This is a genomic window from Mesorhizobium sp. CA4, from assembly GCF_020165075.1.
Taxonomy (GTDB): Bacteria; Pseudomonadota; Alphaproteobacteria; order Rhizobiales; family Rhizobiaceae; genus Mesorhizobium.
The window spans coordinates 44,974-68,341 of sequence record NZ_JAIUHK010000019.1 but is presented as its reverse complement, the minus strand read 5'-3'; the positions used below and the strand labels follow the sequence as shown (position 1 = coordinate 68,341).

The window sequence follows — 23,368 nt, the reverse complement described above, 5'->3', positions numbered from 1 at the left end:
GCGTGAGCGGTTAAGCTCGGCGACTTCGCCGTCGCCTTCTGTCCGGAATCGCTCAACAAAGAGGGCCGAATGGCGGAAATCCGCGCCGTTCGGCCAAGCCTCGTTTCGACCGTTGACACGTCCCGCGGCCTGTGCAGAATTGGTTGGACCATTGAACCAATTTGGCTTCTCCTGGCGTGACCGATTTCCTGCCCCCTATCCAGACCACGGCCCGCGATGACGCGGTGCTGAAGGCCTTGGCGGGCTTCGTGCGGCAGGAGGCCCTAGGCCCCGGCGAGAAGCTTCCGACAGAGCGCATTCTCGCCGGACGCCTCAGGGTCAGCCGCAACACGGTGCGCGAGGCCCTGACCCGCTGGGAGGGTCTCGGCCTCGTCGAGCGGCGGCAGGGCTCAGGCACCTATCTCAAGGCCGCCGTCTCGCCTGATATGCTGCACATGCCGCTGACGCTGTCCGGCGGCAATGATTTCGCCGGCCTGATGCGCACACTGGAGATCCGCCGGGCCCTTGAGGCCGAGGCGGCCGCCCTTTGCGCCATCCGCGGCGGCAAGGCCGAGATCGCCGAGATCGAGCGCAAGCTCGACATCATGGAAGATGCCTTCCGCACCCGCGCCGGCATGTCCTCGGAGGAGGACTGGGAGTTCCACCAGGCGGTCTACCGCGCCTCGGGCAATCCGCTGTTCGAGCAGATCATCAGCGCCATGCATGAGCTCTTCCACCGCTTCTGGGAGCATCCGCTCGGCGTGCGCGACTTCGGCCACGCCAGCTTTCCCTATCACCGCACCATCTTCGACCGCATCGCCGCGCATGATCCGGACGGCGCGCGCGCCGAGGCGCTGAAGCTAATCGCCACCGTCGAGGACGATCTGAAGCGCGGTGCCGCTAACCTCAAACTTTCGGACCGCAGATGAACGAGCAGCCCAACACCTTCGACCCGGCCCCGCTGGCCGGCGATTATCTCGGCGAGGCGGCGACGTTGCTGGCGCATGACGATCCGTTTCCAGGCGGCGCCGTGGTGCCGCCGATCTACCAGACCTCGCTGTTCACCTTCGCCAATTACGCCGACATGGCCGACACGTTTGCCGGCAGAAGGAAGCAGCCGATCTATTCGCGCGGCGACAATCCGACGGTGATGGAGTTCGAGGCGCGTGTCGCCGCCTTGGAAGGCGCTGAGGCCGCGCGCGGCTTTTCGAGCGGCATGGCGGCGATCAGTGCTACCGTGCTCGCCTTTGTCGGCGCCGGCGAGCGCATGGTTGCCGTGCGCAACTGCTATGGCGACGCCTACCGCCTGTTCGAGCGGCTCTTCCCACGCCTCCATATTAAGGTCGATTATGTCGACGGCTCGGACCCGGATGCGGTCGCCGCCGCGCTTCCCGGCGCCAAGCTGCTCTACCTCGAAAGCCCGACCTCGATGATGTTCGAGCTGCAGGACCTGGCGCATCTGACCCGGCTGGCGAAGGAGCAGGGCATCGTCACCACCATCGACAATTCCTGGGCGACGCCCGTCTTCCAGAAGCCGATCTCGCACGGCGTCGACCTGGTGCTGCATTCGGCCTCGAAATATTTGAGCGGCCACAGCGACACCGTCGCCGGCGTGGTGGCGGGTTCGTCCGCCCACATCAAGCACATCAACGAGCAGACCTATTCGCAGCTTGGCGGCAAGCTGTCGCCCTTCGAAGGCTGGCTGTTGCTGCGCGGCCTGCGCACGCTGCCGCTGCGCCTGCCGCACCACATGAAAAGCGGGCTCATCATTGCCGAGCGGCTGAAGGCGCATGGCAAGGTCGAGCGGGTCAACCACCCCGCCTATTCCAACCACCCCGGCAAGAAGACTTTAGCCGGCTATGCCGGACTGTTCTCCTTCGAGGTCACCGAGGATGTCGACATCCCGGCTTTCGTCGACGCGCTGAAATATTTCCGCATCGGCGTCAGCTGGGGCGGCCATGAAAGCCTGGTCGTGCCGGCAAAAGCCTCGCTCGAGCAGACACCGGGCATCAATTCGATGGCGCGCTTCGGCGTCAGCCCTCGAACCATCCGCTTCAACGTCGGATTGGAAAATGTCGAGGACCTCTGGGCCGACATCGCCCAAGCCTTCGACAAAAGTAAAGCCTTCGACAAATCAAAAAAATAGTCGTCCAAAATGGGAGTCCCGAAGATGAAAAAACTGACCATCATGTTTGCCGCCGTGGCCGGCCTGGCGATTTCCGCCAGCGGCGCGCTGGCCGATACCACCATCAAGCTGGTCGAGGTCATCACCAGCCCGCCGCGCACCGAATTCCTGAAGAAGCAGATCGCCGAATTCGAGACGGCGAATCCGGGCATCAAGGTGGAGGTGGTCTCGCTGCCCTGGGGCCAGGCCTTCGAGAAGTTCCTCACCATGGTGCAGGCGGGCGACACGCCCGACGTCGTCGAAATGCCCGAGCGCTGGATGGGCCTTTACGCGAACAACGGCCAGCTTGAGGATCTCGGCCCTTACATGGCCAAATGGCCCGACGCCAAGACGCTCGGCGACCGCGCCAAGCAGTTCGGCTCGACCGTCAACAACACGCAGTTCATGATCCCTTATGGCTACTATGTGAACGCGCTGTTCTGGAACAAGAAGCTCTTCAAGGAAGCCGGCCTCGACCGGCCGCCGGAAAACCTCGACGAGTTCGTCTCCTTTTCCAAGAAGATCTCCGCCATTCCCGGCAAATACGGCTACTGCCTGCGCGGCGGCCCCGGCGCCTTCAACGGCATGCACATGTTCATGAACATCGCCGACGGCAAGGGCGGCTATTTCACCGACGATGGTGTCTCGACCATCAATGACGAAGGCTCGGTCAAGGGGCTGCAGATGCTGGCCGACATGTACAAGAACGGTCTGGCGCCGAAAGATTCCGTGAGCTGGGGCTTCAATGAGACCGTCACCGGCTTCTATTCCGGCACCTGCGCCATGCTGAACCAGGATCCCGACGCGCTGCTCGGCATCGCAGACAAGATGAGCGCCGACGACTTCGCGGTGGCGCCGCTTCCCGTGGGTCCGAGCGGTAAATCCTATCCGACGCTGGGCTATGCCGGCTGGGCGATGTTCGCCAATTCCCAGCACAAGGACGAGGCCTGGAAGCTGATGGCCACACTTCTGTCGCCCAAGGACAATCTGGAATGGGCCAAGGAAGTCGGCGTCGTGCCGATCCACAACGGCGCCGACCAGGACGCGCATTTCAAGACCGAGCAGTTCAAGGGCTGGTTTACCGAGCTCAACGACAGCTCCAAATATGAAATGGTGACACCGCCGACGCATCTGGAAAACCTCGGCAACTTCGTCGACCAGGTGGCGATCAAGAATTTTCAGGAAGTGCTGCTCGGCCAGAAGCAGGCCAAGGACGTGGCCGACGAATGGGCCAAGTTCCTGACCAAGGAACAGCAGGACTGGCTGGCGAAAAACAAGAAGTGACGCCCTTCTTCCTTCTCTCCGTTCACGGGGAGAAGGTGTCACGAAGTGACGGATGAGGGGGCGGCGCCAGCATTTCATAAGTTCGCGCGGCCTCTCATCTGCCTGCCGGCATCTTCTCCCCGTTGAACGGGGAGAAGGAAGCTGCCGCCATGGCGGCACCCACTCACCACCGTAGAGCCAACACGCATGACCTACGCAGTGTCCGAGATCCGATCCGCCGCCCGGCCGCGAAAGCAACGGCTGAGCAAGGCCGCGGTCGAGCCGTGGCTCTATCTTTCGCCTTCTATCGTCCTGCTGGTCCTGGTGCTTTTGGTGCCGCTGATCATCGGCATCAGCTATTCCTTCCGCAAATTCTCGGCCTTCAAGTCGCAATATGTCGGTCTCGCCCAGTATCAGGCGATGCTCTCCGACCAGGTGCTCGGCCAGGCGCTGATCAACACGCTGTGGTGGACGGTCGCCAGCCTGTTCTTTCAGTTCTTCCTTGGCCTGGGCCTGGCGCTGCTCCTCGACAAGCCCTTCTACGGCCGCAAGGTCGTGCAGGCTGTCGTGTTCCTGCCTTGGGCGGTGCCGTCCTTTCTTTCGGGCCTCACCTGGGCCTGGCTGTTCAACCCGATCATCGGGCCGCTGCCGCATTGGCTGTTCGCGCTTGGCCTGAAAGCGGAGCCGACGAATATTCTGTCCGATCCGGCCACTGCCATGTGGGGGCCGATCGTCGCCAACATCTGGTTCGGCATTCCCTTTTTCGCCATCACGCTGCTTGCGGCGCTGAAGTCGATCCCCTCCGAACTGCATGAGGCGGCTGCCATCGACGGCGCTTCGCCATGGCAGCGCTTCACCAAGGTGACGCTGCCCTTCCTGGCGCCGACCATCGTCATTACCGTCATGCTGCGCACCATCTGGATCGCCACCTTCGCCGACCTGATCTTCGTCATGACCGAGGGCGGACCGGCGGGCTCGACCAGCACGGTGCCGGTCTACATCTATGTCAGCGCCTTCAAGTCGCTGGACAAAGGCTATGCCTCGGCTGTCGCGGTGCTGCTTCTGGTGCTGCTCATCGCCTACGCCATCGGCCTGATCGCCATCCGCCGCACGCTGGTGAGGCACGTCTGATGATCGCCGGTCGCTCCACCTCCTCGCGCATTTTCGGCGGCATCGGCCTCTATGCGGCTATCGCGGCTTACGTGATCTTCGCGCTTTTCCCGATCTTCTGGACGCTGAAGATCTCGGTGACGCCCGAGCGCCTGCTCTATTCCGAAGGCATCACCTTCTGGCCGTCGCAGACGACGCTGAAGAACTTCGCCACGGTGCTGGAGGCCTCCGACTTTCCGCGTTATTTCCTGAACAGCGTCATCGTCTCGGTGTCGACGGCCGCCTTTGTCACGGTCATCGCCACGCTTGCCGGCTATGCCATGTCGCGCTTCACTTTCCGCGGCAAGGCGACGCTGGCGATCCTGTTGCTGCTCACCCAGACCTTCCCGCTCGTCATGGTCATCCCGCCGATCTACCGCATCATGGGCGACCTCGGCCTCACCAACAGCTTGATCGGCCTGATCATCATCTACACCGCCTTCAACACCGCCTTCGCCACCTTCCTGATGCAATCCTTCTTCGACGGCATCCCGAAGGATCTTGAGGAGGCGGCGATGATCGACGGTTGCACCCGCGCTCAGGCGATGCGCCGGGTGATCGTGCCGCTGACCTTGCCGGGAATGGGCGCCACGCTGGGCTTCGTCTTCACCGCCGCCTGGAGCGAATTGCTGTTCGCGCTGATGCTGATCTCCAGCGACGAGCAGAAGACCTTCGCCGTCGGCCTGCTCACCTTCATCGGCAAGTTCGCCGTCGACTGGGGGCAGATGATGGCGGCCTCCATCCTGGCGCTCATCCCGGTCTGCGTCTTCTTCGCCTTCCTGCAACGCTATCTCGTCACCGGTCTCACCGCCGGCGCGGTCAAAGGATAAAAGATGGCTTCCGTCACGCTGCAAAACGTCGAGAAGGACTATGGCGCGCTGCGCATCCTGCACGGCGTCGATCTCGAGATCGCTGATGGCGAGTTCGTCGTGCTGGTCGGCCCGTCCGGCTGCGGCAAGTCCACGCTGCTGCGCATGATCGCCGGCCTGGAAGAAGTCACCGGCGGCGAGATCCATATCGGCGAGCGGCTGGTCAACGATGTCGCGCCGAAGGACCGCGACATCGCCATGGTGTTCCAGTCCTATGCGCTCTACCCGCATATGGATGTCTCCTCCAACATGGGCTTCAGCCTGATGCTGAAGAAGGCCGAGAAGACGACGATCGACGGCAGGGTGGGCGCCGCCGCCAAGCGACTCGGCCTCGACCCCTATCTCGGCCGCCTGCCGCGCCAGCTCTCCGGCGGCCAGCGCCAGCGCGTCGCCATGGGCCGCGCCATCGTGCGCGACCCGAAAGTGTTCCTGTTCGATGAGCCGCTGTCGAACCTCGACGCCAAATTGCGCGTCCATATGCGCGCCGAGATCAAGGCGCTGCACCAGCAGCTCAAGACCACGTCGGTCTATGTCACCCATGATCAGGTTGAGGCGATGACGATGGCCGACCGCATCGTCGTCATGCATGACGGCTTTGTGCAGCAGGTCGGCCGTCCGCTGGAGCTTTACGACCGTCCGGTCAACGCCTTCGTCGCCGGCTTCATCGGCTCGCCGGGCATGAACTTCTTGCCGGCCAAGGTCGCCAAGGGTGGCAAGGTCGATGCCGTGCTCGCCGATGGCCAGAAGCTACGGCTGCCGGATGGGTTGCCGCTGAGCGACGGCGATGACCTCACCATCGGACTGCGGCCCGAGCACATCAAGCTGGTCGACGGCGCGCTGAAGGCCGAGGTCGAGGTGGTCGAGCCGCTCGGCCTGTCGACGCAGTTCTATGTCAGGCTGGCCAACCAGCAGGTCTGCGTCTTCGTCATGGGCCGCAGCGACGTGAGGCCGGGCGACACGATCCGCCTCGCCGCCGATCCGGCTGCACTGCATCTGTTCGATCCGAAGAGCGGAAATCGGATCGGCTAGCCTGTCGTCGATGCGGGGCGAAAGGCCCTGGGCTAAAATCGCACCTGTTGATTCGTCTCGACAGGAAAAGGCATGAGCAAGGCCCTCGGCACATTCGCACTGATCACGGTTCTGAGCGCCTTGCTGATGGCGCTGTCATTGGCCGTGGCGAGGCACGGCTACCCCTATGGCGCGTTCGGCGTGAAGCGTCTCGACGGTACTGCCGACGCCGGCTCCTTCCTTGCGATCGCCGCCGTCTATTTTTTCGGCGCGATGCTGATGATGATCCTGCCGATCCGCGCCGCCGGCATCGTGCTGACGCATGCCGCCGATGCGGTCTTCTGGGCGACGATCATGCTGTTCGCGACCATCGTCGGCTCGCTGGCCGCCAGATGGGCCTTCGGCCAGCATGAGGTGCTTTGGGCGCTCTTCAACTGGCGCTTCCTGTTCGTGGCAGTGATCGTAGCGGCGCATCTCACCATGAACGAGCTTCGCCGCAACATCCTGCTCAGAAGCCTGTTCTTCGTCATCTTCGGCGCGGTCACGCTCGCCTGCCTGTTCTGGTCGTTCTCGACCTGAGTCCTAGCTTTGTCGCATAGGCGGGTAGACCTCCTGCCAGGCAATGGCTATATCATTTGTCTGACAATTGACCTCGGCCGAAGGCCGCCGCGACCAAACCCAAGGAAAAAGAACATGACCGTGCTGCGCAAGAACCTGATCGACGGCGAGTGGCTTGGCGAGGCCGGCTCGCGCAACATCAATCCCTCGAACACCAACGATGTCGTCGGCGAATACGCTTCGGCCGGGCCGGAGGAGGCAAAACAGGCCATCGCCGCCGCTAAGGCGGCCTTCCCTGCCTGGTCGCGTTCCGGGCCTCTTGCCCGCCACGCCGTGCTGAAGAAGACTTCCGACGAGATCATGGCGCGCAAAGACGAGATCGGCCGATCGCTCGCCCGCGAGGAAGGCAAGACGCTGGCCGAGGGCGTCGGCGAGACCATCCGCGCCGCGCAGATATTCGATTTCTTCGCCGGTGAGACGCTGCGCCTGTCGGGCGAGATGGTGCCGAGTGTGCGGCCGGGCGTCGGCGTCGAGATGACCCGCGAGGGCGTCGGCGTCGTCGGCATCATCACGCCGTGGAATTTCCCGATCGCTATTCCCGCCTGGAAGATCGCTCCGGCGTTGGCCTATGGCAACACGATCGTGTTCAAGCCGGCGGAACTCGTTCCCGAAAGCGCCTGGACCATCGTCGATATCCTGCATCGCGCCGGCCTGCCCAAGGGCGTGCTCAATCTCGTCATGGGCAAAGGCTCGGTGGTCGGCCAGGCGATGCTCGATAGCCCCGACGTCAATGCCATCTCCTTCACCGGCTCTGCCGGCACAGGCAAGCGTGTCGCCGCGGCGAGCGTCGAGCATATGCGCAAGTTCCAGCTCGAAATGGGCGGCAAGAACCCCCTTGTCGTGCTCGATGACGCCGACCTCGCGGTGGCCGTCGATTGCGCGATCAACGGCGCCTATTTCTCGACCGGCCAGCGCTGCACCGCGTCCTCGCGCCTGATCGTCACCGAGGGCATCCACGACCGTTTCGTCGATGCGGTGAAGGAGCGGTTGGACAAGCTCGTCATCGGCGACGCGCTCGATGCCAAGACGCAGATCGGCCCGGTCGTCGATCAGACCCAGCTCAAGCAGGACGAGGACTATATCGCCATCGGCCGCCAGGAAGGCGCCGAGCTCGCCTTCGGCGGCGAGCGGCTGGAGCGCGAAACGCCCGGCTTCTATTTGAGGCCGGCACTGTTCCTCGGCTCGACGAACGAAATGCGCATCTCGCGCGAGGAGATTTTCGGCCCGGTCGCCAATGTCATCCGCGTCAAGGACTATGACGAGGCGCTCAGCGTTGCCAACGACACACCGTTCGGCCTCACCTCCGGCATTTGTACCACCAGCCTGAAGCACGCGACGCATTTCAAGCGCAATTCCGAGGCCGGCATGGTGATGGTCAATTTGCCGACGGCCGGCGTCGACTTCCACGTGCCGTTCGGCGGCCGCAAGGGCTCCAGCTACGGTCCGCGCGAGCAGGGCCGTTACGCCATGGAGTTCTACACCACGGTGAAGACCGCCTATACATTCGCCGGCTAATCCAATCCGGGAGCAGACCGATGAGCGTGGCCGACATGACATGGCTCAACCCGCCGCCGCACCACACGGTCGGCGAGGGCACGCTCACCGTCCGAACGGGCAAGGACACTGACTTCTGGCGCGAGACCTTCTACGGTTTCTGGCGCGACAACGGCCATTTCCTCTACCGTCCCGTCGAGGGTGACTTCAGCGCCGAGGTCACCGTCAAGGGCGACTACAAAGTGCTCTACGATCAGGCGGGGCTGATGCTGCGCCTGAGCGAAACGCACTGGATCAAGGCCGGCGTCGAATACACCGACGGGCTGGCCTACTTCTCCGTCGTCGTCACCAACGACACCTCCGACTGGTCGCTGGTCGCCATCGCCGCCGGGAAGGACGGCGTCAGGATCCGCCTGACCCGTCACGCCGAGGCGATCCGCATCCAATATCTGGACGCCTCGGATGGCCACTGGAAACCGGTGCGGCTGGCCTACTTCCCGATCTCGAAATCGGTCGATGTCGGCATGATGTGCTGCTCGCCGCAACGCGAAGGTTTCGAGGCGACCTTTTCGGATTTTGTGGTTGGTCCGCCGATTTCCAAGGAGTTGCACGATTAGAGCAATTCCAGGAAAAGTGTGAGCGGTCAGGTGGCGCCATCGGCGTAACCCTCCGCCCGGAATTTACGCCGCCGCCCACTTCCAGGAGTTGCCCCAATCAGACCGGGGCCGGCATACGGCCATTGGCAGGACTCTCGTCCTCGGCTGGAAGGGCCACTCTGCGGCGCCGGAAAGCCGGCAACGGAGTCAGCGTGAACAGGCCGTAATAGACGATGAAGGACGCCATGAAATAGGGGCCGAGCATCTCGACCTCGAAGAAGGAGCGGATCAGCATCAGCCCGGTCGCGCCGGCAAGCACCACCGAATCGGCGCTCCATTCCCCGAACACCACTTTCGACACATGACCGTAGAAAGAGCGCAGGATGACCAGCGCCAGCAAGGTGACGCCGACGAAGCCGATCTCGACCAGCGTCTCGACATAGGTGTTGTGGAAATGGAAGCCGGAGCGCGTAGAGATATAGAATTCCGCCCACAGCCGCTCCGGGTCGGCAAAACCCTGCACCCAATAGGCGGCATAGCCATAGCCGAGCAGCGGATGCTCCTGCGCCGCTGCCCAGCCCTGCTCCCACAGATAGGTGCGGCCGGTGAGTGTCGAATCCTTGCCGAAGATGCCGAGCACGAAATCCAGCAGGCCAAGGTTGAGCGCTGCCGCGACGCCCGTCACCAGCGCCCCGGCGCCGATGATGAACAGCACGCGGCGATAGCGCAGCGACAACACCTTGGTCATGCTGAGCAGCATCACGATGCCGACCACCGCCGGCAGCGAAGCCACCGACGTCGCCGAATGGGCGATGGCCAGCATATAGACCGACAAGAGCATGATCGGCGCGGTCCATACGAAGCCCAGCCAATTGCGCCGGTAGAAGACAAGGAACGCCAGGCAGAAGAAGATGCCGAGCGAAGAGAAGAAGCCGATCTGGTTCTTGGAACCGAAGGCGCCGACGAAATTGACCGTGCCGTCGATCGTATCGAGCGCGTAACCGCCGACTCCGAGTGAATAGAGCAGAACGACGAAAGTGCCGATCAGCGAGCCGACCACCAGCGTGCGCACGCTGATTGTGCGCGCCGCGACATAGGCGCAGACGATATGCGAGGAATATTGCACCGCTGCGCGCGCGCTGATGCCCGCCGCCTGGGACCAGAACACCGAGAAGCAGACATAGGCCGCAAGCAGAATGGGCAGCCAGGCGCTGGATAGCCTCCAGGTGAAGCGCCGGTAATCGACGAACAGCAGCGGCAGCCAGACCGCGTAATAGGCGAGGATCAGGATCTGGCCGAAATTGGGCGAGTAGGCGAAAGCGATCATGGAAACCGCGACGGCGAAGGTGCCGTAGGTCTCGTTGCGATCGGGATCGATCAGAATGGATTTCAGAATCTTCATGCCGGATTGTCCGTCGAGCCCTTTCCTACGCCACGGCCCGGGCGCGCTGCATCTGCCGCTGCAGGAAGCGCCGCACCGGCTCGTCATAGACGCGCGTGGCGATATCGGCAATGACGACGACCGAGGCCGCCATTACGATGCCGAACCAGGGATGATGCGCGAAAGGATCGATCGAGAAGGCCTTGCCGGCCCCGGCGATGATCATCAGCATCGGCGTGTGGATGATGTAGACCGGATAGGAAATCCGCCCGAGCCAGCCATAGAAGCCTGACAGAAGCGGCGCGGTCGGGGCCACCGCGCCGGTCATCACCATGATCGGGAAGGCGATGACGATTGCCGCGAGGTCGTAGACAACGCGCGCGCCGCCCGCCGGAGCGATGGCGAAGACGGCAAGCGTGAGCAGGATCGCGCCCTCGACCCACAAGCCGCGCCGCAGGAAGCCGAGGCCGCCCTGCCAGCGCGTCATCGACCGGCAGAGCAGCACGCCCAGGAAGAAGGAGAATGTCACCCGCGGTAGGCCGCTGAGGATGGTGTTGCCGGTCATGCCGAAATCCAGCGTGCCGGCGAGGATCGAAGCGACGACGAGCAGCACGAGGCTGACGGCGACGATCCCCGTCAGCACGCGCCTCGACAAGAGCACGAAGACCGCGACATAGGCGATGTTGACGATGAGCTCGAAGAACAGCGACCATGACGCCGGATTGAGCGGGAAGATCGTGTGGTAGGCGTCGCTGACCAGCGGAATGAAGAACATGCCGGTCGTCAGCTGCATGCCGATCTCGGACAACGGCATGTATTCGGCCGGCATCAGCCTGTTCTTGACCAGCAGGTAGAAGAAGCCGAGCAGCGTGCCGGCGAGATAGAGCGGATAGAGCCGGATCAGGCGGATGGCCACGAACGTGCCGAAGCCCATGCCGCTCTCGATCTTGCGGTCATAGGCATGCGCGATGACGAAGCCGCTGAGCAAGAAGAACAGATCGACCGCGAGATAGCTCGACGGCAGCACCTTGCCGTCGGCCAGGAACGGCGAGAAGTGGTAGAGCATGACGCTGATCGCCGCCACGCCGCGGATGGCGTCGAGATTGAGATACACGTGACGCGGAGCTGCGGGCTGCATGTTATGCCTTCAAGCGGTCCAAACAGATCGCTCGCCCGCGCTGCGCGCGAACGAGCCTGGCTTGTCCCTCCCGCCTCCGTTCCCGGCTTCGCCTGGACGATCCCGGGTCGGCGGCGCTATTGGCTGGCCGTCGGCGCCAGCTTGACCTTGATCACATCGCCCGGCAGGACAGGCGTGTCTTCATTGGCCTCGACCTCGCTCGTCTTGCCGTCGGCAATCCGCACCAGCGAATAGAGCAGGGCCGGTTCCTGGTCGTCGGTGATGCTGGCCGCCGTCGCGGGGTCCGATGCCTGCGCGATCAGGCCCTTCTGCATGCCGGCCTTCAATGTCGCCTCGTTCAGGTCGGCCTCGGTCTGCTGACGGCTGGTGGTAAGGGCGGAGTTGAGCGAGTTCTTGGCGTCGATGGCATCCTGCTCAGCCTTGCTGATCGACTGCTTGGCGGTGAGGATGGCCGTCTCATAGTCGAGGATCTTGCCCTGCAGGTCGGTGACCGACTGTTGCGAGGAAAGCAGGCGCGCATTCGCGACCAGGCCTTTCTGCGCCAGCGGACCGATGCTGTCGGCCTGCTTCTCGGCCAGGTCGACCTGCTTCTGCTGGTTGGTAATCTTCTTCTGCAGCGATTCGATTTCCGCTTGCAGAACGCCTTTCAGGTCGTCGAGAGCATCGAGCTTCAGCTTCAGCGATTTCTGGTCGGAGACCAGGATCGCCATTTCGTCGGCGACGATGGTCGCCAGTCTCGGATCGCCCTCGATCTCCTTCGGCACCTCGAAACTCGTCTTACCGGCAAGGTCGGCATCGATCCTGGCCCGCTTGACCAGCAGGCGGATACGTTGGTCATCATAGATGTCGAAGCTGCCCTTGGCGGTGACCAGATCTTTGCCGAGTTGCGGACCATAGTCGGCGTTGCGCCTTATGCCGCCGGCAATGCTGATTGCCTTGAGCACGGTCAGATCGGGCACGAAGGGAAACTGGCCGGGATTCTGGACCTCGCCCGAAATGTAGAACGGCCGGAACTGCGCCATCTCGACCGAGGCTTCCGGCTTGTCGGGTAGCGCCAGCTTACGCTGCAGCGCGAGCCCGATCGCTGAAGCGATCTCCGCCGTCGTCTTGCCGGTGGCCTGCAGGTTGCCGACAAACGGCACCGACAGCGTCCCGCCCGGGCCGATCGAATACTCGCCATTGATGGCCGACCAGTCGCGGAAAGTGCCGTCGACCGTCTGCCATTCGGCGACGCGGATGTTGAGCTTGTCCAAGGGGCCAAGCTGATAATCGCCGGCGGCGGCGAACTGCGGCATGGCCAGCGACGCTGCAAGCAAGACGGCCGCGAAGCGGGCTGGCGTCCTGGATATGAGACTGCAGGCGAAAGACAGTCCGAGGAGGTATTTTGTCAAATGAACGTTTCCGATCCGCTTTGGCCCCATCCGCCCGATGAGATCACTGCCGGATGCCTGCCCCGAATTCGGCGGAGCAGGCCCCGTCGGTCAATAGCTGCCGCGCGACATCCACACGGCAGGAACCGTCTTGAAGATGATGCGAATATCCTGAAACAACGACCAGTTCTCGACATAATGGCGATCGAAGGCGACGCGCGTGTCGTAAGATACGTCGTTGCGGCCGCTCACCTGCCAGAGTCCGGTGAGACCCGGGCGCGACTTCAGGTAATAGACCGCGGCGCTGCCATAGATCTCCAATTCATCGCGCACGACCGGGCGCGGGCCGACAAGGCTCATGTCGCCCTGTAGGATGTTGAGGATCTGCGGCAGCTCGTCGAGGCTGAGCTTGCGAAGCACCTGGCCGACGCGGGTGACGCGCGGATCGTTCTTCAGCTTTCGCGTCGCGATCCATTCGGCATTGGCTTCGGGATTGGCCGCCAGATACGCGGCGAGCACGCGCTCGCCGTTCGGAACCATGGTGCGGAATTTGAGGCAGGAGAAGATCCTGCCGCCGCGGCCGATCCGCTTATGGCCATAAAAGATCGGACCGTTGTCCGAAAGCTTGACCAGCAGGGCGATCATCAGGAAAAGCGGGCTGAGCAGGGCCAGCCCTGCCAAGGCACCGACGATATCGAAGCTGCGTTTGATCAGACCGCCGATGGGGGGTGGAAAATCAACGCCGACCTGCGCAAAACCCGCATTAGCCGACTTGGCGACGTCCCTCATGCAGAAGCTCCATACGTTGAACGGATGGTTTACGGCAAGATACCAAAAAAATGCTGCAGCGCAACACACAATTTCCCATCTTCTTGAAATGTTCACGTCATGAATTGACTAAATAATAAACCTGTCATGCCCAAATTTTCACCTTTGTGGCACGTTTATGACAAGGTGAGAGCAAACCAGGAAAATGTAGCCCGCCTTTCGGGCCATTTTTGGGCAGTGCATTCTTTGCTGCAGAAGAAATGCGGTTGCAGGACGCTGGAAGCACTCGTCAGGGTAAGTTATTCGGGTAAAATACTAATCAAAGTGGCAAGTTTTACTGAACCGACAGACGGCTCATTGATTAGCTGCCGGAGCCAGAGTGTGCGACGCAGCATGGCAGAGTCGATCTCGTAAAATCATTGGAAACCATACCTGCACGGCCTTGCTCCGACCGACCCGCCTTAATAGAGTCGCAAATTGTTCCTGTCATAGTCTGCATGGGTAAGGAAGGCCGGAAGCAACCGGCCGGATTGGGCAGCCATAAAGAGCTCTTTGGCGCAACGGGGAGTTACGCGGGTGGGTAAGTCGCAGCTTCTGCATGCTCGTATCGGTTGAGGAACCGGCGAACATGTCTCTGCCAAAATTCATCATAGGAATGATGTTCGCACTGGCGATCGTCATCGGCTGGTCCTATTTCGATGGCGCCTCGGCGGGCACCATCCTCCTTCGCGCGGTAGTCTGCGCCGTGATCATCCAGGCCGGCTATTTCCTCCTGGTCTTCGCCATGATCGGCAGAACCACGCCGGCATCGGCCGACAAGGCCCGGGAGGCCGACCGCGGCATGGTCCTGAACAACGTCGCCGACGGCGAAAAGCTAAGCGCTAGGCGCGGCCTCCACTGAACGTTCGACCGGCGCCGGCACCAGTTCCGTCTCGACCGATGGCGCGCCGTCGCGCTCGGCCTGCTCGCCGGACAGCATCCTGGCAAGGCGACTGCCGGCTTTCGCCTTCAGCCGCCGATATTGTCCGACTTCGACGATGCGTCCGTTCTCTATAGCCACGACCCAGTCGGCAAAGGCGATCATCGACGGCCGGTGCGCGATGGTCAGGATCGTCATCCTTCCGCGCAACGCCTCGATCGATTGGGCGATCAGCGACTGATTCTGCCAGTCGAGCGCGCTCGTCGCCTCGTCGAGAATGAGCAGCAACGGTTTGCGCAGCAGCGCCCGCGCCAGGGCGATGCGCTGCCGCTCGCCGCCGGAGAGCCTGACACCGCGGTCGCCCACCATCGTCTCGAGCCGTAATGCCAGCCGCTCCACGAAATCGGCCGCATGGGCATTTCGCAGGGCCGCCCATAATTCTTCGTCGCTGGCCTCCGGCGCGGCAAGGCGCAGGTTGGCGGCGATCGTGTCGTGCAGCAGGAACACATCCTGAGGCACATAGGCCACCCGATCGCGCCAGGCCCTGCGGTTCCGGGCGGTGATTTCCACGCCGTCGGCGAGGATCTGGCCGCTGGTTGATTCGAGCAGCCCAAGCAGCATGTCGGCGATCGTGCTCTTGCCCGAGCCGGAAGGGCCGATCAGCGCCGTCACCTTGCCCGCCGGCAGGCCGAAGGTGATATCGCTGACCACCGGTTTCCCATCGCCTTCGCCATAGGCGAAGGACACATCGCGGATGTTGAGGCCGGTCTCGAGCGAGAGTTTCGCTCCTTGTTCGGCCGCGTTCTCTTCCGTCTCCCGCTCGGCATCGAAGCGGGCCTGGAGATTTTGCATCGAAGCATAGGCCGGCAGGTTGATCAGCACCTGCTGCGTCTGGAGCTGCATATCCATGAAGCGCGGCGCGACGCGCATGAAGACCAGGAGCAGCACGACGATCTCGGCCAGCGACAGGTGGAAGCCGACCAACGCGATATAGATGAACAGGCTGAGCCCGATCACGCTCGTAACCTGGAACAGCGCGGTGCCGAGCGAACTGTTGCGAACAAAGGCGATGTTGTCGGCCTTCATCCTGTCCAACGTCGCGCCGAGCTCGGCAAAATAGCTTGCCTCGACGTTCAGGCTCTTGGCCACCTTGATGCCGCCCAAAAACTCGGAGACCGTGCGGTACTGGTCCTGGCGGTTACCGGTCAGCGTGCGGCCATAGGCGCTGGCGCGCGCCCTGAACGGTTGCAGGGCGACCAGCAGCAGCAGCCCGACAAGGATGGCAAAGCATGTCATCACCGGCGAGATGAACAGCGAGACAACGAGATAACCGGTGAGAAGCAGCGTCGCCTGGGTCAGCATCAGCAGCGAGAAGGCCGCCACCTGCACACGGTCGACGTCGCCGTTGAGCGCATGGTCGAGATCGGAGCTGCGGATGCGGGTGAAAACGCCCCAGCGCGCCCTGCCGACGCTCTCGAACAGGTTCATGCGCACGCGGTTGACGAAGTCATAGAGCAGCCGCGCCATGTAGACCGACTTGAAGCGGTTGAAAATTGCTTGCAGCGCCACCAACGCGACAAGCAGTGAGAGCACGGTCGCGAGCGACAGCGTCCCGCCGGGCACCAGCCGATGCAAGGCCTCCGGAACCCGCACCGCATAGTCCTGATCGGGTTTGCCGATCAGGCGCAGCAGCGGAACGAGCAGCAGGATCGAGATGCCTTCGGTGAGACTCCCCAGGGTCAGGAATGCAAGCGCCGTCGCCGTGCGCCGCCCGCCGACATGGGCCATCATGGCGCCGAAGCCCGCAACATCCCGGAAAAACGACAGGCGAAGCTTCGAGGACCAGCCCATGCCCTGCTCACCTTGTCCCGGACGCCAGGTCGGTTTCGATCGCGGCGACCGCTTCGTCGATCCTGGCGAGTCCAGCCGGCACTTCGAGGCGGCTGGCGCCGACCCGACCGGCGACATGTGCGCATTGGCGCAGATGCGCGGCGGCAAAATCGCCGGGCAGCGCCTGCCGCCCGAACCGCGTGATGTAGGAGAATTTGATGATCGCCGGCAGCGCGGCGGCCCCGGTCAGCGGTGAGATCGCCGCCCGCCCGCCGCGCTCGAGCACATGGATCCGCGATACCGGCACCGCGTCGGCGGCAAATCCGTCATGCAAGCGATGCTGCGCCTTGTCGATTTGCGGATGCACCTGCGGGCGCACCTCCGCTTGCTCGAGGCGAATGGCGCCGGCCGCGTCCGCGGCGAGCTTGAGCTGCGGAAATCCGGGCAGGATCATCGGCCGCTCCGGATCGGACAAGTCCAGTGCCACGACATCGTCGGTGAGCAGCCGATGCCCGGCGCGGATCATCGCGCCCGCCGTCGTCGACTTGCCGGCGCCCTTGTCGCCCATAAGGATCACGCTCCTGCCGCCGACGGCAATGGCGCTGGCATGCAGCACGAGCAGCCCGCGTCCATGCAGGGCGAGCGCCATCACCGGCCCGAGCAGCGGAAAGGCAAGCAGCGGGTCGTCGACCCTAGGCGCCGGATCGACCTCGATCCGCCTGCCGCCACTGATCATGAAGGTGCCGACCGCCTGCCAGGAAAGATACTGGCGCGTCGGCTCGAATCGGAACGCCGTGGCGCCCTGCGATGCGGTCTCGGGAAAGTCGACCGGCCCGACAGCGATCTCCAGGTCCGGCGTCGCCGGTGCTGCCGGCTCCAGTTCCGGCAAGGCCACCTCCGAGCTGACGACCAGCCCGTACGCCTTGTAGAAATGGCGGACGCGTCCGCCCGGCGCCGTGGTCGCGTTGGCGGGCTCGGGTTGCGCGAGGGAAGCAATCGGGAGATTCATGCCGGGCTTCCTTGGATTTGCCGCAGCCACAGCGACAGCGAAACCGAGCGCCAGACATGCTGGACGTCGGGCAGCGTCGCCTGCTCGGGCTGGCTGAGCAGGCGCTCATAGACCGCGTTCACTTCGGGCAGGTTGACATAGGGCGCGATCCGCTCGCTGTCCGATATCAGCAGCCTGTCCAGAAGCTCGCGATGGTTGCCGAGCATGCCCTTGACCAGGTTGGCGGTGAAGTCGATCTTGTCGCGCCGCCATTGCACCGCCGGCGGCAGGACGCCTTGCATGGCCCGGCGCAGCACATGGCGGCCAAAGCCGTCCTTGAGCTTGTCCTCGCCGGGCAGCGCCAGGCAGAATTCGACCAGCGGCTTGTCCCAGAACGGATAGCGCGGCTCGACGCCGAAATTGGCGGCGGCTTTGTCCAGCACTTCGAAGGCGTGCGGCACCAGTCCGGAGGACAGCAGCCAGCGATGCGTCAGCGCTTCGCTGGCGGTGACGGAGACGGGCATGTAGCCGCTGCGATGGAAACGCTCGGCAAGGTCGGTGCGCCTGGCAAGCTCCGGGTTGACCAGTCCCGTCCAGGCGGCTCGTGCGGCTTGCGCCGGCCTGCGCCGTGCCTTGCCGACGACGCGTCTGGCCATCGACCTCATCCGGGCGATCCGCCAGGCCGGCCCGTAGATGGTCAGGAACTTGAAATAGAGGGAAAACATGCCCTCGCCATAGGTGTTGGCGGCGCTGTGCAATTCGCGCCACAGCTCCAGCCATCTGCCGGCATTGGCGAGTTCGTGAAGGTATCCATGGCCCTGCGAGACGACCTCGTCGCCGCCATGCCCGTCGAGAAGCACTTTGACGCCCTTGGCGCCTGCCGTGCGGTAAAGGTCGCGGGTCAGCGACAGGCCGGGCGCCAGGAACGTGCCTTCCTGCTCCTCCAGGATGCGCTCGAATTCGGCGAAGGGCGCGTAATTGCTCACCGCAATCAATGTGGCATCGAGCGGATTGTCGTCGAGCACCGCATCAATGAACGGCTTCTCGTCCATGGACGAGCCCTTGTCGAAGACCAGCGAGAAGGTCTTGAGCTTCGGGTTGCGCTTAGCCGCCGCGCGAAGACCGGCAACGCAAGCGATCGAGGAGGAATCGAGCCCGCCGCTCAGCATGGCGCCGACGGCCGGCGTGCCGCGCATGCGGTTCTCCACCGATTGCGCGAAGAGATGCCGGAATTCCTCGGCCGCGTCCGGGCGTGGCGGCCGCTGCGACGGCTGGATCTGCCAGTAGCGCCGCAGCACCACCTGGCGGTCCGCGACCGTCATGCTGTGCCGCGCCGGCAGGCGGAAGATCTCGGCATAGGGCGTGGCCTGCGGATCGTCCGGCAAGCCGGCAAGGAAGCCGGAAATCTGGTGTTCGCTGAGCCGCCTGCCGACGCCGTCCAGCGTCAGGATCGGCCCGATCTCCGAGGCGAAGGCGAAGCGCCTGCCGGTCGAATGATAGTAAAAAGGTTTGACGCCGAAATGATCGCGCGCGCAAAACAGCGTCTGGCGCTCGCCGTCCCATATCGCGAAGACGAAATCGCCCTGCAGATAGGTCGGACAGGTCTCGCCCCATTTGAGGTAGGCGCGCATGATAAGCATCGCGTCGGCCATCGACCGCTCGCGCAGGCCGAGCCGCGCCAGAAGCTCGTCGCGATTGTCCAGCCGGCAGTCGGCGGTGATGGCGAGCTTGCCGCCGGCCATCGTCAGCGGCCCGGGCCCGTCCTCACCGGTCGTGTCGAGCCAGGCGTGGCCGAGCGCCACGCTGCCCTCGGTCCACCAGGAACTGCCGTCGCGGGCGCGGTGGCGCATGCGCGAAAGCATCTCTTGGATATCGCCGGCCCCGGCGGGCCGGCCATTGTCGCTGAACACGATTCCGGCGACGCCGCTCATCGCTCACGACCCATGGTCGACCAGATGGGCAAATCCATTGATCGAGCCGCCAAGCACGATGTGGTTGCCGCTCATCAGCCAGGCATGCGCCTTGAACTCGCTGCCGGTTCCTTTCTCGATGCCGATGCTGACCTTCGAGGCGTTGCCCTGACGGGCGAGCAGATATTGCCCCGACAGCGCTTGGGTGAGGCAAGTGGCGCCCGGCACGAGCCGCGCCGCGGCGGCAACGCCCCATGCGACACGCCGCAGGTCGGCGATGCCGGGGTCGCGCCTGGCGTCCAGCCGTGTCACCAGGCTGCGGACACGATTGTAGGAAGACAGCGTCAGCGCCAGCCGCACCGCGCTCACCACCGTCAGGCAGTGCGCCAGAAACAGCATCTCCCGGCCGCTCAGCGAGCGGAGCCTAGACCAGTTCCTCATGGTGGAGCCTCGCAAGTCCTGCTTCGGTCAGCCCCTTGAGCAAGCCCTCGACATCGGCCTTGCAGCGCTCGGCATCGACATTGTAGCGCGCAAGCACGGCGCTGCGGATATCGAGGATCGATCGCGGCTCCTGGATCTGCTCCCAGATGAAGGCGCCGACGCTGTTCAGGCTGTAATAGACGTTGGATTTGAGGTGGAGCAGCGCCAGTCCGGCGCCGAATTCACATGCGACCGCCTCGCCGGTCGCGACCACGCGGTCATGGTCCGAGGGGTTCCAGTCCATCCTAAAACCTCGTTGCTGGCCCCCGCGCCCTTGGGCCTTTCGCCGCGGATCGGTTGCCGGCGATCCCCGGCAGGAAGCCGGGGGACAAAAGCCCCCCGGCTCACCTGTTGGAGAGCACCCGAAGCCCCAACTTAGACATCCGGATGCCTGTAAGCTTTAAGAGAAGGTCAGCTCGCCGACCGGCGTGTGCGCGGGAAAGCTCGCGTCAAGCGCCGTCGTGCCAGCACCGCCCTGCGTGATCGTTTCAATCGAACCGTGAACCGTCAGGCTGGGGGTCTCGTACTCATGCTTTTCAACATTCTGTTCCATTCTACTCTCCAACTAAGGACCTGGAAGCGGCTGCAGAATGCCGCCAGCATATGGCTATGCTGCAATGCGATTGCTGCACGGCAACATCTATGAGTCAAGCCTGATTTACCAGGCATTAATCAATTCTTGGTTGCACGCGCATCCGTTGATAATCAAACGCGTAGGCACCGTCACCCTAAACCTCACCCATCCAGGATTCAACCACAGGTCCTTTCCGGCTAGGTAAGCGTTTGATTTATCTGCAACAATTTTTCAGGCGAAAAAGACATCTCGCAATTGCGAAGAAATTGCCGCAAAAATCGTCATTTTCCGGCCTGCCGGAAAGTCCCTCGGAGTTGTCTTCAAAAGTGATTGAACACGTAGCGATTCTAAACGCTGGGGTTGCGGTCAGGAGGCGACCTCAGCCGCTTTTGGCATGATCACATCAATTTTTCCGGTGCTTTTCTTCGCAGCTGCGGTATAAACCCTTCGGGCGGCATTTTGCGGAGAACGACATCGGGCATGGCGGTGCAGGATGGCTCCTATGAAAGGCTGCGCGTCACCGGCTGCGCCGACGAAGTCGCCTATGTGCAAGCCTGCCTGAGGCTGTTTTTCGCGCCAGGAGCCGACATCACGGATGGCCGGGTCGATGTGCCCGCGCCGACGGTCTCGGCCACGCCGATCACGGCCGCCCCGATCACTGCGGCCTCAATCTCGGCCGCCAATATCGCCGACATTGCCAGACTGAACAAAGTCGCCGTGTTCCTGCTCAAGGCGCTCAAGCGTGCGCCCGCCGGCGCTGCGCCTGCGCAATTGTCTGAATGGCTCGATGGCTACCGTCGGCGCACGATGTCGATGAACGCCGCCTGCATCGGCGACTCGATGGCCATCGATCGCGCGCTGCGCGACAGGCAGGTCGATTTCGTCTTCCTCAAGGGCCCGCTCCAGCAGCATCTGCTCTATGGCGACCATTTCATGAAGCCTTCCGGCGATGTCGACATACTGGTTTCGCCGGCGCGCTTTGGCCAAGCCCGCGAGGCGTTGCGGGCGATCGGCTACGAGGTGGCCGGCAAATCCCGTTCCGTCTGGTGGGTCCGCTTCCTCGGCGAGCAGCACATGGTTCGCGAAGATGGCGCGAGGGCCTCGACGGTCGACCTCCATCACCGGCTGCAGCAACCGGGCTCGCCGAGCCCGCGCGACACCGACGGCTTCCTGCGCCGCAAGCGCGAAGTCGAGGTGGCCGGAGCCGTCATGCCGGTGATCTCGGCGGCCGACACGCTGCTTTTGTCGTCGATCAGCGTCGCCAAGGCCTTTTTCAACCGCGAGCCCTGCGCCGGCTATGTCTGCGACGTCAGGGCCAGCGCCAGCCGCCTGAACGAAGCCGAGCAGCAGAGGGTGCTCGATCACGCCGCCGGACAGGGCCTGGCGGACACGCTGCTCTTGGGATTGCGCGCCGCCGACGTGTTGCTCGGCGCCACAAACACGCTGCTTTCGGATCGCACCACCCGCATTTTGGCCCGCATCGACAATGCCGACCTCTTCCACATGGTCATGGCACCCTGGCTCGCCTCCCTGCGCTGGCCGCAGCGCCGCCATGTGCTGTGGGAACTCTGCGGCCGCGAGCCGGTCCGCTATCTGGCGGAAGCCGGCTGGGCGGCCTCCGCCGATCTCAGCCGGCGCATCTTCGAGCGCCCGGCCATGGTCGAGCCGGCGCGGAGCGAAATGATCAAAATCGTGGGCGGGACGGCCAATCATGCAAGCGAAAGGTGAGCCCATGCCCATGACGACGCCCGTAACGACCTCCGGGGTCTGCGTCATCATCGCCGCGCGCAATGCGGCGCGCACCATTCCCGGCGCCATCGCTTCGGCGCTGCGCGAAGCCGAAGTCGCCGAAGTCATCGTGGTCGACGACGCCTCCACCGACGACACCAAGGATGTGGCTTTGGCCGCCGACGACGGCAGCGGCCGGCTTGCCGTTATCCGCTTCGACGTCAATCGCGGTCCTTCCGCCGCGCGCAACGCCGCCATCCAGGCCTCCAAATCGCCCTTCATCAGCATTCTCGACGCCGACGATTTCTTCCTCGAAGGGCGCTTTGGCCGGCTTTTCGCCAGCGCCGACTGGGATTTCGCCGCCGACAACATCATGCTGATCCGCGACGACGCCGCGACCGACTTCGCCAAGGTCGCAGCGCCGCCTTTCGCGGCCGAGCCGGAATTTCTCGATTTCGAGCGTTTCATCGACGGCAACATCTCGCGCCGCCATGTGCGGCGCGGCGAGCTCGGTTTCCTCAAGCCGGTGATCAGCCGGGCTTTCCTCGAGCGGCATGGGTTGAGCTACGACGAGAACCTCAGGCTTGGCGAGGACTACGAGCTCTACGCGCGCGCTGTCGCTTACGGGGCTCGGTTCAAGATCATCAAGTCCTGCGGCTATGGCGCGATCGTGCGCGCCGATTCGCTGAGCGGCCGCCACAGGACGCAGGATTTGAAGCGTCTTGCCGATGCCGATCTGGCGCTGCTCCAGATCGACAGCCTTCCGGAGCGCTCGAAGGCCGCGTTGCGGCGCCATGAGCGCCATGTCCGCGACAAATACCGGCTGCGCAACTTCCTTGACGTGAAAGCCGAGCGTGGGCTGGCATCTGCCGCGGCCTACGCCTTCGCAAGCCAGTCGAATCTGATCCCGATCGTGCGCGGCGTCGCCACCGACAAGCTCGACGCGCTGTTCCGTCGCACCGGGATTGTTGCGCCGCAGCAAATGCCGCCGACGCGCTTCCTGATGGCGGCAACCAGCGCCGCAAGCGGGTGATCCCGCATTGTGTCGGAAGCTGCCGCCCCTCAAAAAATCCGCATTCCGAAAACTATGATGTTGCCTAGTCGCTGCTGGAATGGCAGTCTTGTTGCAATGCAGCAATTCG

At 63.5% G+C, this 23,368-nt stretch carries 22 protein-coding genes; 12 read left to right on the top strand and 10 right to left on the bottom strand.

Annotation, left to right across the window (positions count from 1 at the left end; genetic code table 11):
• Positions 1-176 precede the first annotated feature (176 nt).
• The 9 genes from LB528_RS16985 (at position 177) to LB528_RS16945 (ending at position 9,161) form a co-directional block, all read left to right on the top strand.
• On the top strand, positions 177-908 hold the full coding sequence (locus LB528_RS16985) for a FadR/GntR family transcriptional regulator (protein WP_224715623.1): 732 nt from the start codon (positions 177-179) through the stop codon (positions 906-908).
• Positions 905-2,125: a PLP-dependent transferase gene (locus tag LB528_RS16980; protein WP_224715622.1), complete on the top strand. Its 1,221-nt coding sequence runs from the start codon at positions 905-907 to the stop codon at positions 2,123-2,125. Before LB528_RS16985 ends, LB528_RS16980 begins: the two co-directional genes overlap by 4 nt.
• 24 nt (positions 2,126-2,149) lie before the next feature.
• Positions 2,150-3,427, top strand: coding sequence for an ABC transporter substrate-binding protein (locus LB528_RS16975; protein ID WP_224715621.1), 1,278 nt, complete (start codon positions 2,150-2,152; stop codon positions 3,425-3,427).
• 186 nt (positions 3,428-3,613) lie between these two features.
• Complete coding sequence (locus LB528_RS16970) at positions 3,614-4,537, top strand: carbohydrate ABC transporter permease (RefSeq protein ID WP_224715620.1); 924 nt, start codon at positions 3,614-3,616, stop codon at positions 4,535-4,537.
• The gene (locus tag LB528_RS16965) at positions 4,537-5,385 is read left to right on the top strand and encodes a carbohydrate ABC transporter permease (protein ID WP_127234467.1); all 849 of its coding nucleotides are present in this window, start codon (positions 4,537-4,539) and stop codon (positions 5,383-5,385) included. The genes LB528_RS16970 and LB528_RS16965 overlap by 1 nt, the downstream gene beginning before the upstream one ends.
• A 3-nt stretch (positions 5,386-5,388) precedes the next feature.
• Entirely contained in the window at positions 5,389-6,453 is a 1,065-nt protein-coding gene (locus LB528_RS16960; protein ID WP_224715619.1) for an ABC transporter ATP-binding protein, read from the top strand.
• 72 nt (positions 6,454-6,525) lie between these two features.
• Positions 6,526-7,011, top strand: coding sequence for a hypothetical protein (locus LB528_RS16955; protein ID WP_224715618.1), 486 nt, complete (start codon positions 6,526-6,528; stop codon positions 7,009-7,011).
• 114 nt (positions 7,012-7,125) lie between these two features.
• Complete coding sequence (locus tag LB528_RS16950) at positions 7,126-8,565, top strand: aldehyde dehydrogenase family protein (RefSeq protein ID WP_224715617.1); 1,440 nt, start codon at positions 7,126-7,128, stop codon at positions 8,563-8,565.
• 20 nt (positions 8,566-8,585) lie between these two features.
• Positions 8,586-9,161 carry a DUF1349 domain-containing protein gene (locus tag LB528_RS16945; protein WP_224715616.1) on the top strand — a complete coding sequence of 192 codons (576 nt, stop codon included), beginning with the start codon at positions 8,586-8,588 and terminating at the stop codon, positions 9,159-9,161.
• Positions 9,162-9,258: 97 nt separating this feature from the next.
• On the opposite strand, the gene LB528_RS16940 is transcribed toward LB528_RS16945, so the two are convergent.
• The 4 genes from LB528_RS16940 to LB528_RS16925 form a co-directional block, all read right to left on the bottom strand.
• Positions 9,259-10,542: an O-antigen ligase family protein gene (locus LB528_RS16940; RefSeq protein WP_224715615.1), complete on the bottom strand. Its 1,284-nt coding sequence runs from the start codon at positions 10,540-10,542 to the stop codon at positions 9,259-9,261.
• A gap of 25 nt (positions 10,543-10,567) precedes the next feature.
• Positions 10,568-11,659, bottom strand: coding sequence for an acyltransferase family protein (locus LB528_RS16935; protein WP_224715614.1), 1,092 nt, complete (start codon positions 11,657-11,659; stop codon positions 10,568-10,570).
• A gap of 116 nt (positions 11,660-11,775) precedes the next feature.
• Positions 11,776-12,954, bottom strand: a complete 1,179-nt coding sequence (locus LB528_RS16930; RefSeq protein WP_224715658.1) for a polysaccharide biosynthesis/export family protein — start codon at positions 12,952-12,954, stop codon at positions 11,776-11,778.
• A 186-nt stretch (positions 12,955-13,140) separates the two neighbouring features.
• Complete coding sequence (locus tag LB528_RS16925) at positions 13,141-13,818, bottom strand: sugar transferase (protein WP_224715613.1); 678 nt, start codon at positions 13,816-13,818, stop codon at positions 13,141-13,143.
• 607 nt (positions 13,819-14,425) lie between these two features.
• Here LB528_RS16925 and LB528_RS16920 point away from each other — a divergent pair.
• The gene (locus LB528_RS16920; protein ID WP_224715612.1) at positions 14,426-14,698 is read left to right on the top strand and encodes an exopolysaccharide production repressor exox; all 273 of its coding nucleotides are present in this window, start codon (positions 14,426-14,428) and stop codon (positions 14,696-14,698) included.
• Here LB528_RS16920 and LB528_RS16915 read toward each other — a convergent pair.
• The 6 genes from LB528_RS16915 to LB528_RS16890 all read right to left on the bottom strand — a co-directional run bounded on the left by LB528_RS16915 (position 14,672) and on the right by LB528_RS16890 (position 20,477).
• Positions 14,672-16,567 (bottom strand): ABC transporter ATP-binding protein, encoded by a 1,896-nt coding sequence (locus LB528_RS16915; RefSeq protein ID WP_224715611.1) that lies wholly within the window; start codon positions 16,565-16,567, stop codon positions 14,672-14,674. The two genes, LB528_RS16920 and LB528_RS16915, sit on opposite strands and share 27 nt — an antisense overlap.
• Before the next feature lie 7 nt (positions 16,568-16,574).
• A complete protein-coding gene (locus LB528_RS16910) occupies positions 16,575-17,555 on the bottom strand; it encodes an HPr kinase/phosphorylase (protein WP_224715610.1) in 981 nt (326 codons plus the stop codon).
• Positions 17,552-19,465 (bottom strand): lasso peptide isopeptide bond-forming cyclase, encoded by a 1,914-nt coding sequence (locus LB528_RS16905; RefSeq protein WP_224715609.1) that lies wholly within the window; start codon positions 19,463-19,465, stop codon positions 17,552-17,554. The genes LB528_RS16910 and LB528_RS16905 overlap by 4 nt, the downstream gene beginning before the upstream one ends.
• 3 nt (positions 19,466-19,468) lie before the next feature.
• Complete coding sequence (locus tag LB528_RS16900; protein WP_224715608.1) at positions 19,469-19,885, bottom strand: lasso peptide biosynthesis B2 protein; 417 nt, start codon at positions 19,883-19,885, stop codon at positions 19,469-19,471.
• Complete coding sequence (locus tag LB528_RS16895; RefSeq protein WP_224584657.1) at positions 19,869-20,168, bottom strand: PqqD family protein; 300 nt, start codon at positions 20,166-20,168, stop codon at positions 19,869-19,871. Before LB528_RS16895 ends, LB528_RS16900 begins: the two co-directional genes overlap by 17 nt.
• 156 nt (positions 20,169-20,324) lie before the next feature.
• Complete coding sequence (locus LB528_RS16890) at positions 20,325-20,477, bottom strand: lasso RiPP family leader peptide-containing protein (protein ID WP_095769314.1); 153 nt, start codon at positions 20,475-20,477, stop codon at positions 20,325-20,327.
• A 501-nt stretch (positions 20,478-20,978) separates the two neighbouring features.
• Between LB528_RS16890 and LB528_RS16885 the strand changes: the two genes are divergently transcribed.
• Together LB528_RS16885 and LB528_RS16880 are read left to right on the top strand one after the other, a co-directional pair.
• Positions 20,979-22,226, top strand: a complete 1,248-nt coding sequence (locus LB528_RS16885; RefSeq protein WP_224715607.1) for a nucleotidyltransferase family protein — start codon at positions 20,979-20,981, stop codon at positions 22,224-22,226.
• A 10-nt stretch (positions 22,227-22,236) separates the two neighbouring features.
• Positions 22,237-23,259 carry a glycosyltransferase family 2 protein gene (locus LB528_RS16880; protein ID WP_224715606.1) on the top strand — a complete coding sequence of 341 codons (1,023 nt, stop codon included), beginning with the start codon at positions 22,237-22,239 and terminating at the stop codon, positions 23,257-23,259.
• The last annotated feature ends 109 nt before the right edge of the window (positions 23,260-23,368 follow it).

Excerpts from the sequence above, each read along its gene's own strand:
- LB528_RS16980 (WP_224715622.1), top strand. The coding sequence starts at position 905 with ATGAACGAGCAGCCCAACACCTTCGACCCGGCCCCGCTGGCCGGCGAT.
- LB528_RS16975 (WP_224715621.1), top strand. The coding sequence starts at position 2,150 with ATGAAAAAACTGACCATCATGTTTGCCGCCGTGGCCGGCCTGGCGATT.
- LB528_RS16970 (WP_224715620.1), top strand. The coding sequence starts at position 3,614 with ATGACCTACGCAGTGTCCGAGATCCGATCCGCCGCCCGGCCGCGAAAG.
- LB528_RS16965 (WP_127234467.1), top strand. The coding sequence starts at position 4,537 with ATGATCGCCGGTCGCTCCACCTCCTCGCGCATTTTCGGCGGCATCGGC.
- LB528_RS16960 (WP_224715619.1), top strand. The coding sequence starts at position 5,389 with ATGGCTTCCGTCACGCTGCAAAACGTCGAGAAGGACTATGGCGCGCTG.
- LB528_RS16955 (WP_224715618.1), top strand. The coding sequence starts at position 6,526 with ATGAGCAAGGCCCTCGGCACATTCGCACTGATCACGGTTCTGAGCGCC.
- LB528_RS16950 (WP_224715617.1), top strand. The coding sequence starts at position 7,126 with ATGACCGTGCTGCGCAAGAACCTGATCGACGGCGAGTGGCTTGGCGAG.
- LB528_RS16945 (WP_224715616.1), top strand. The coding sequence starts at position 8,586 with ATGAGCGTGGCCGACATGACATGGCTCAACCCGCCGCCGCACCACACG.
- LB528_RS16940 (WP_224715615.1), bottom strand. The coding sequence starts at position 10,542 with ATGAAGATTCTGAAATCCATTCTGATCGATCCCGATCGCAACGAGACC.
- LB528_RS16935 (WP_224715614.1), bottom strand. The coding sequence starts at position 11,659 with ATGCAGCCCGCAGCTCCGCGTCACGTGTATCTCAATCTCGACGCCATC.
- LB528_RS16930 (WP_224715658.1), bottom strand. The coding sequence starts at position 12,954 with ATGCCGCAGTTCGCCGCCGCCGGCGATTATCAGCTTGGCCCCTTGGAC.
- LB528_RS16925 (WP_224715613.1), bottom strand. The coding sequence starts at position 13,818 with ATGAGGGACGTCGCCAAGTCGGCTAATGCGGGTTTTGCGCAGGTCGGC.
- LB528_RS16920 (WP_224715612.1), top strand. The coding sequence starts at position 14,426 with ATGTCTCTGCCAAAATTCATCATAGGAATGATGTTCGCACTGGCGATC.
- LB528_RS16915 (WP_224715611.1), bottom strand. The coding sequence starts at position 16,567 with ATGGGCTGGTCCTCGAAGCTTCGCCTGTCGTTTTTCCGGGATGTTGCG.
- LB528_RS16910 (WP_224715610.1), bottom strand. The coding sequence starts at position 17,555 with ATGAATCTCCCGATTGCTTCCCTCGCGCAACCCGAGCCCGCCAACGCG.
- LB528_RS16905 (WP_224715609.1), bottom strand. The coding sequence starts at position 19,465 with ATGAGCGGCGTCGCCGGAATCGTGTTCAGCGACAATGGCCGGCCCGCC.
- LB528_RS16900 (WP_224715608.1), bottom strand. The coding sequence starts at position 19,885 with ATGAGGAACTGGTCTAGGCTCCGCTCGCTGAGCGGCCGGGAGATGCTG.
- LB528_RS16895 (WP_224584657.1), bottom strand. The coding sequence starts at position 20,168 with ATGGACTGGAACCCCTCGGACCATGACCGCGTGGTCGCGACCGGCGAG.
- LB528_RS16890 (WP_095769314.1), bottom strand. The coding sequence starts at position 20,477 with ATGGAACAGAATGTTGAAAAGCATGAGTACGAGACCCCCAGCCTGACG.
- LB528_RS16885 (WP_224715607.1), top strand. The coding sequence starts at position 20,979 with ATGGCGGTGCAGGATGGCTCCTATGAAAGGCTGCGCGTCACCGGCTGC.
- LB528_RS16880 (WP_224715606.1), top strand. The coding sequence starts at position 22,237 with ATGACGACGCCCGTAACGACCTCCGGGGTCTGCGTCATCATCGCCGCG.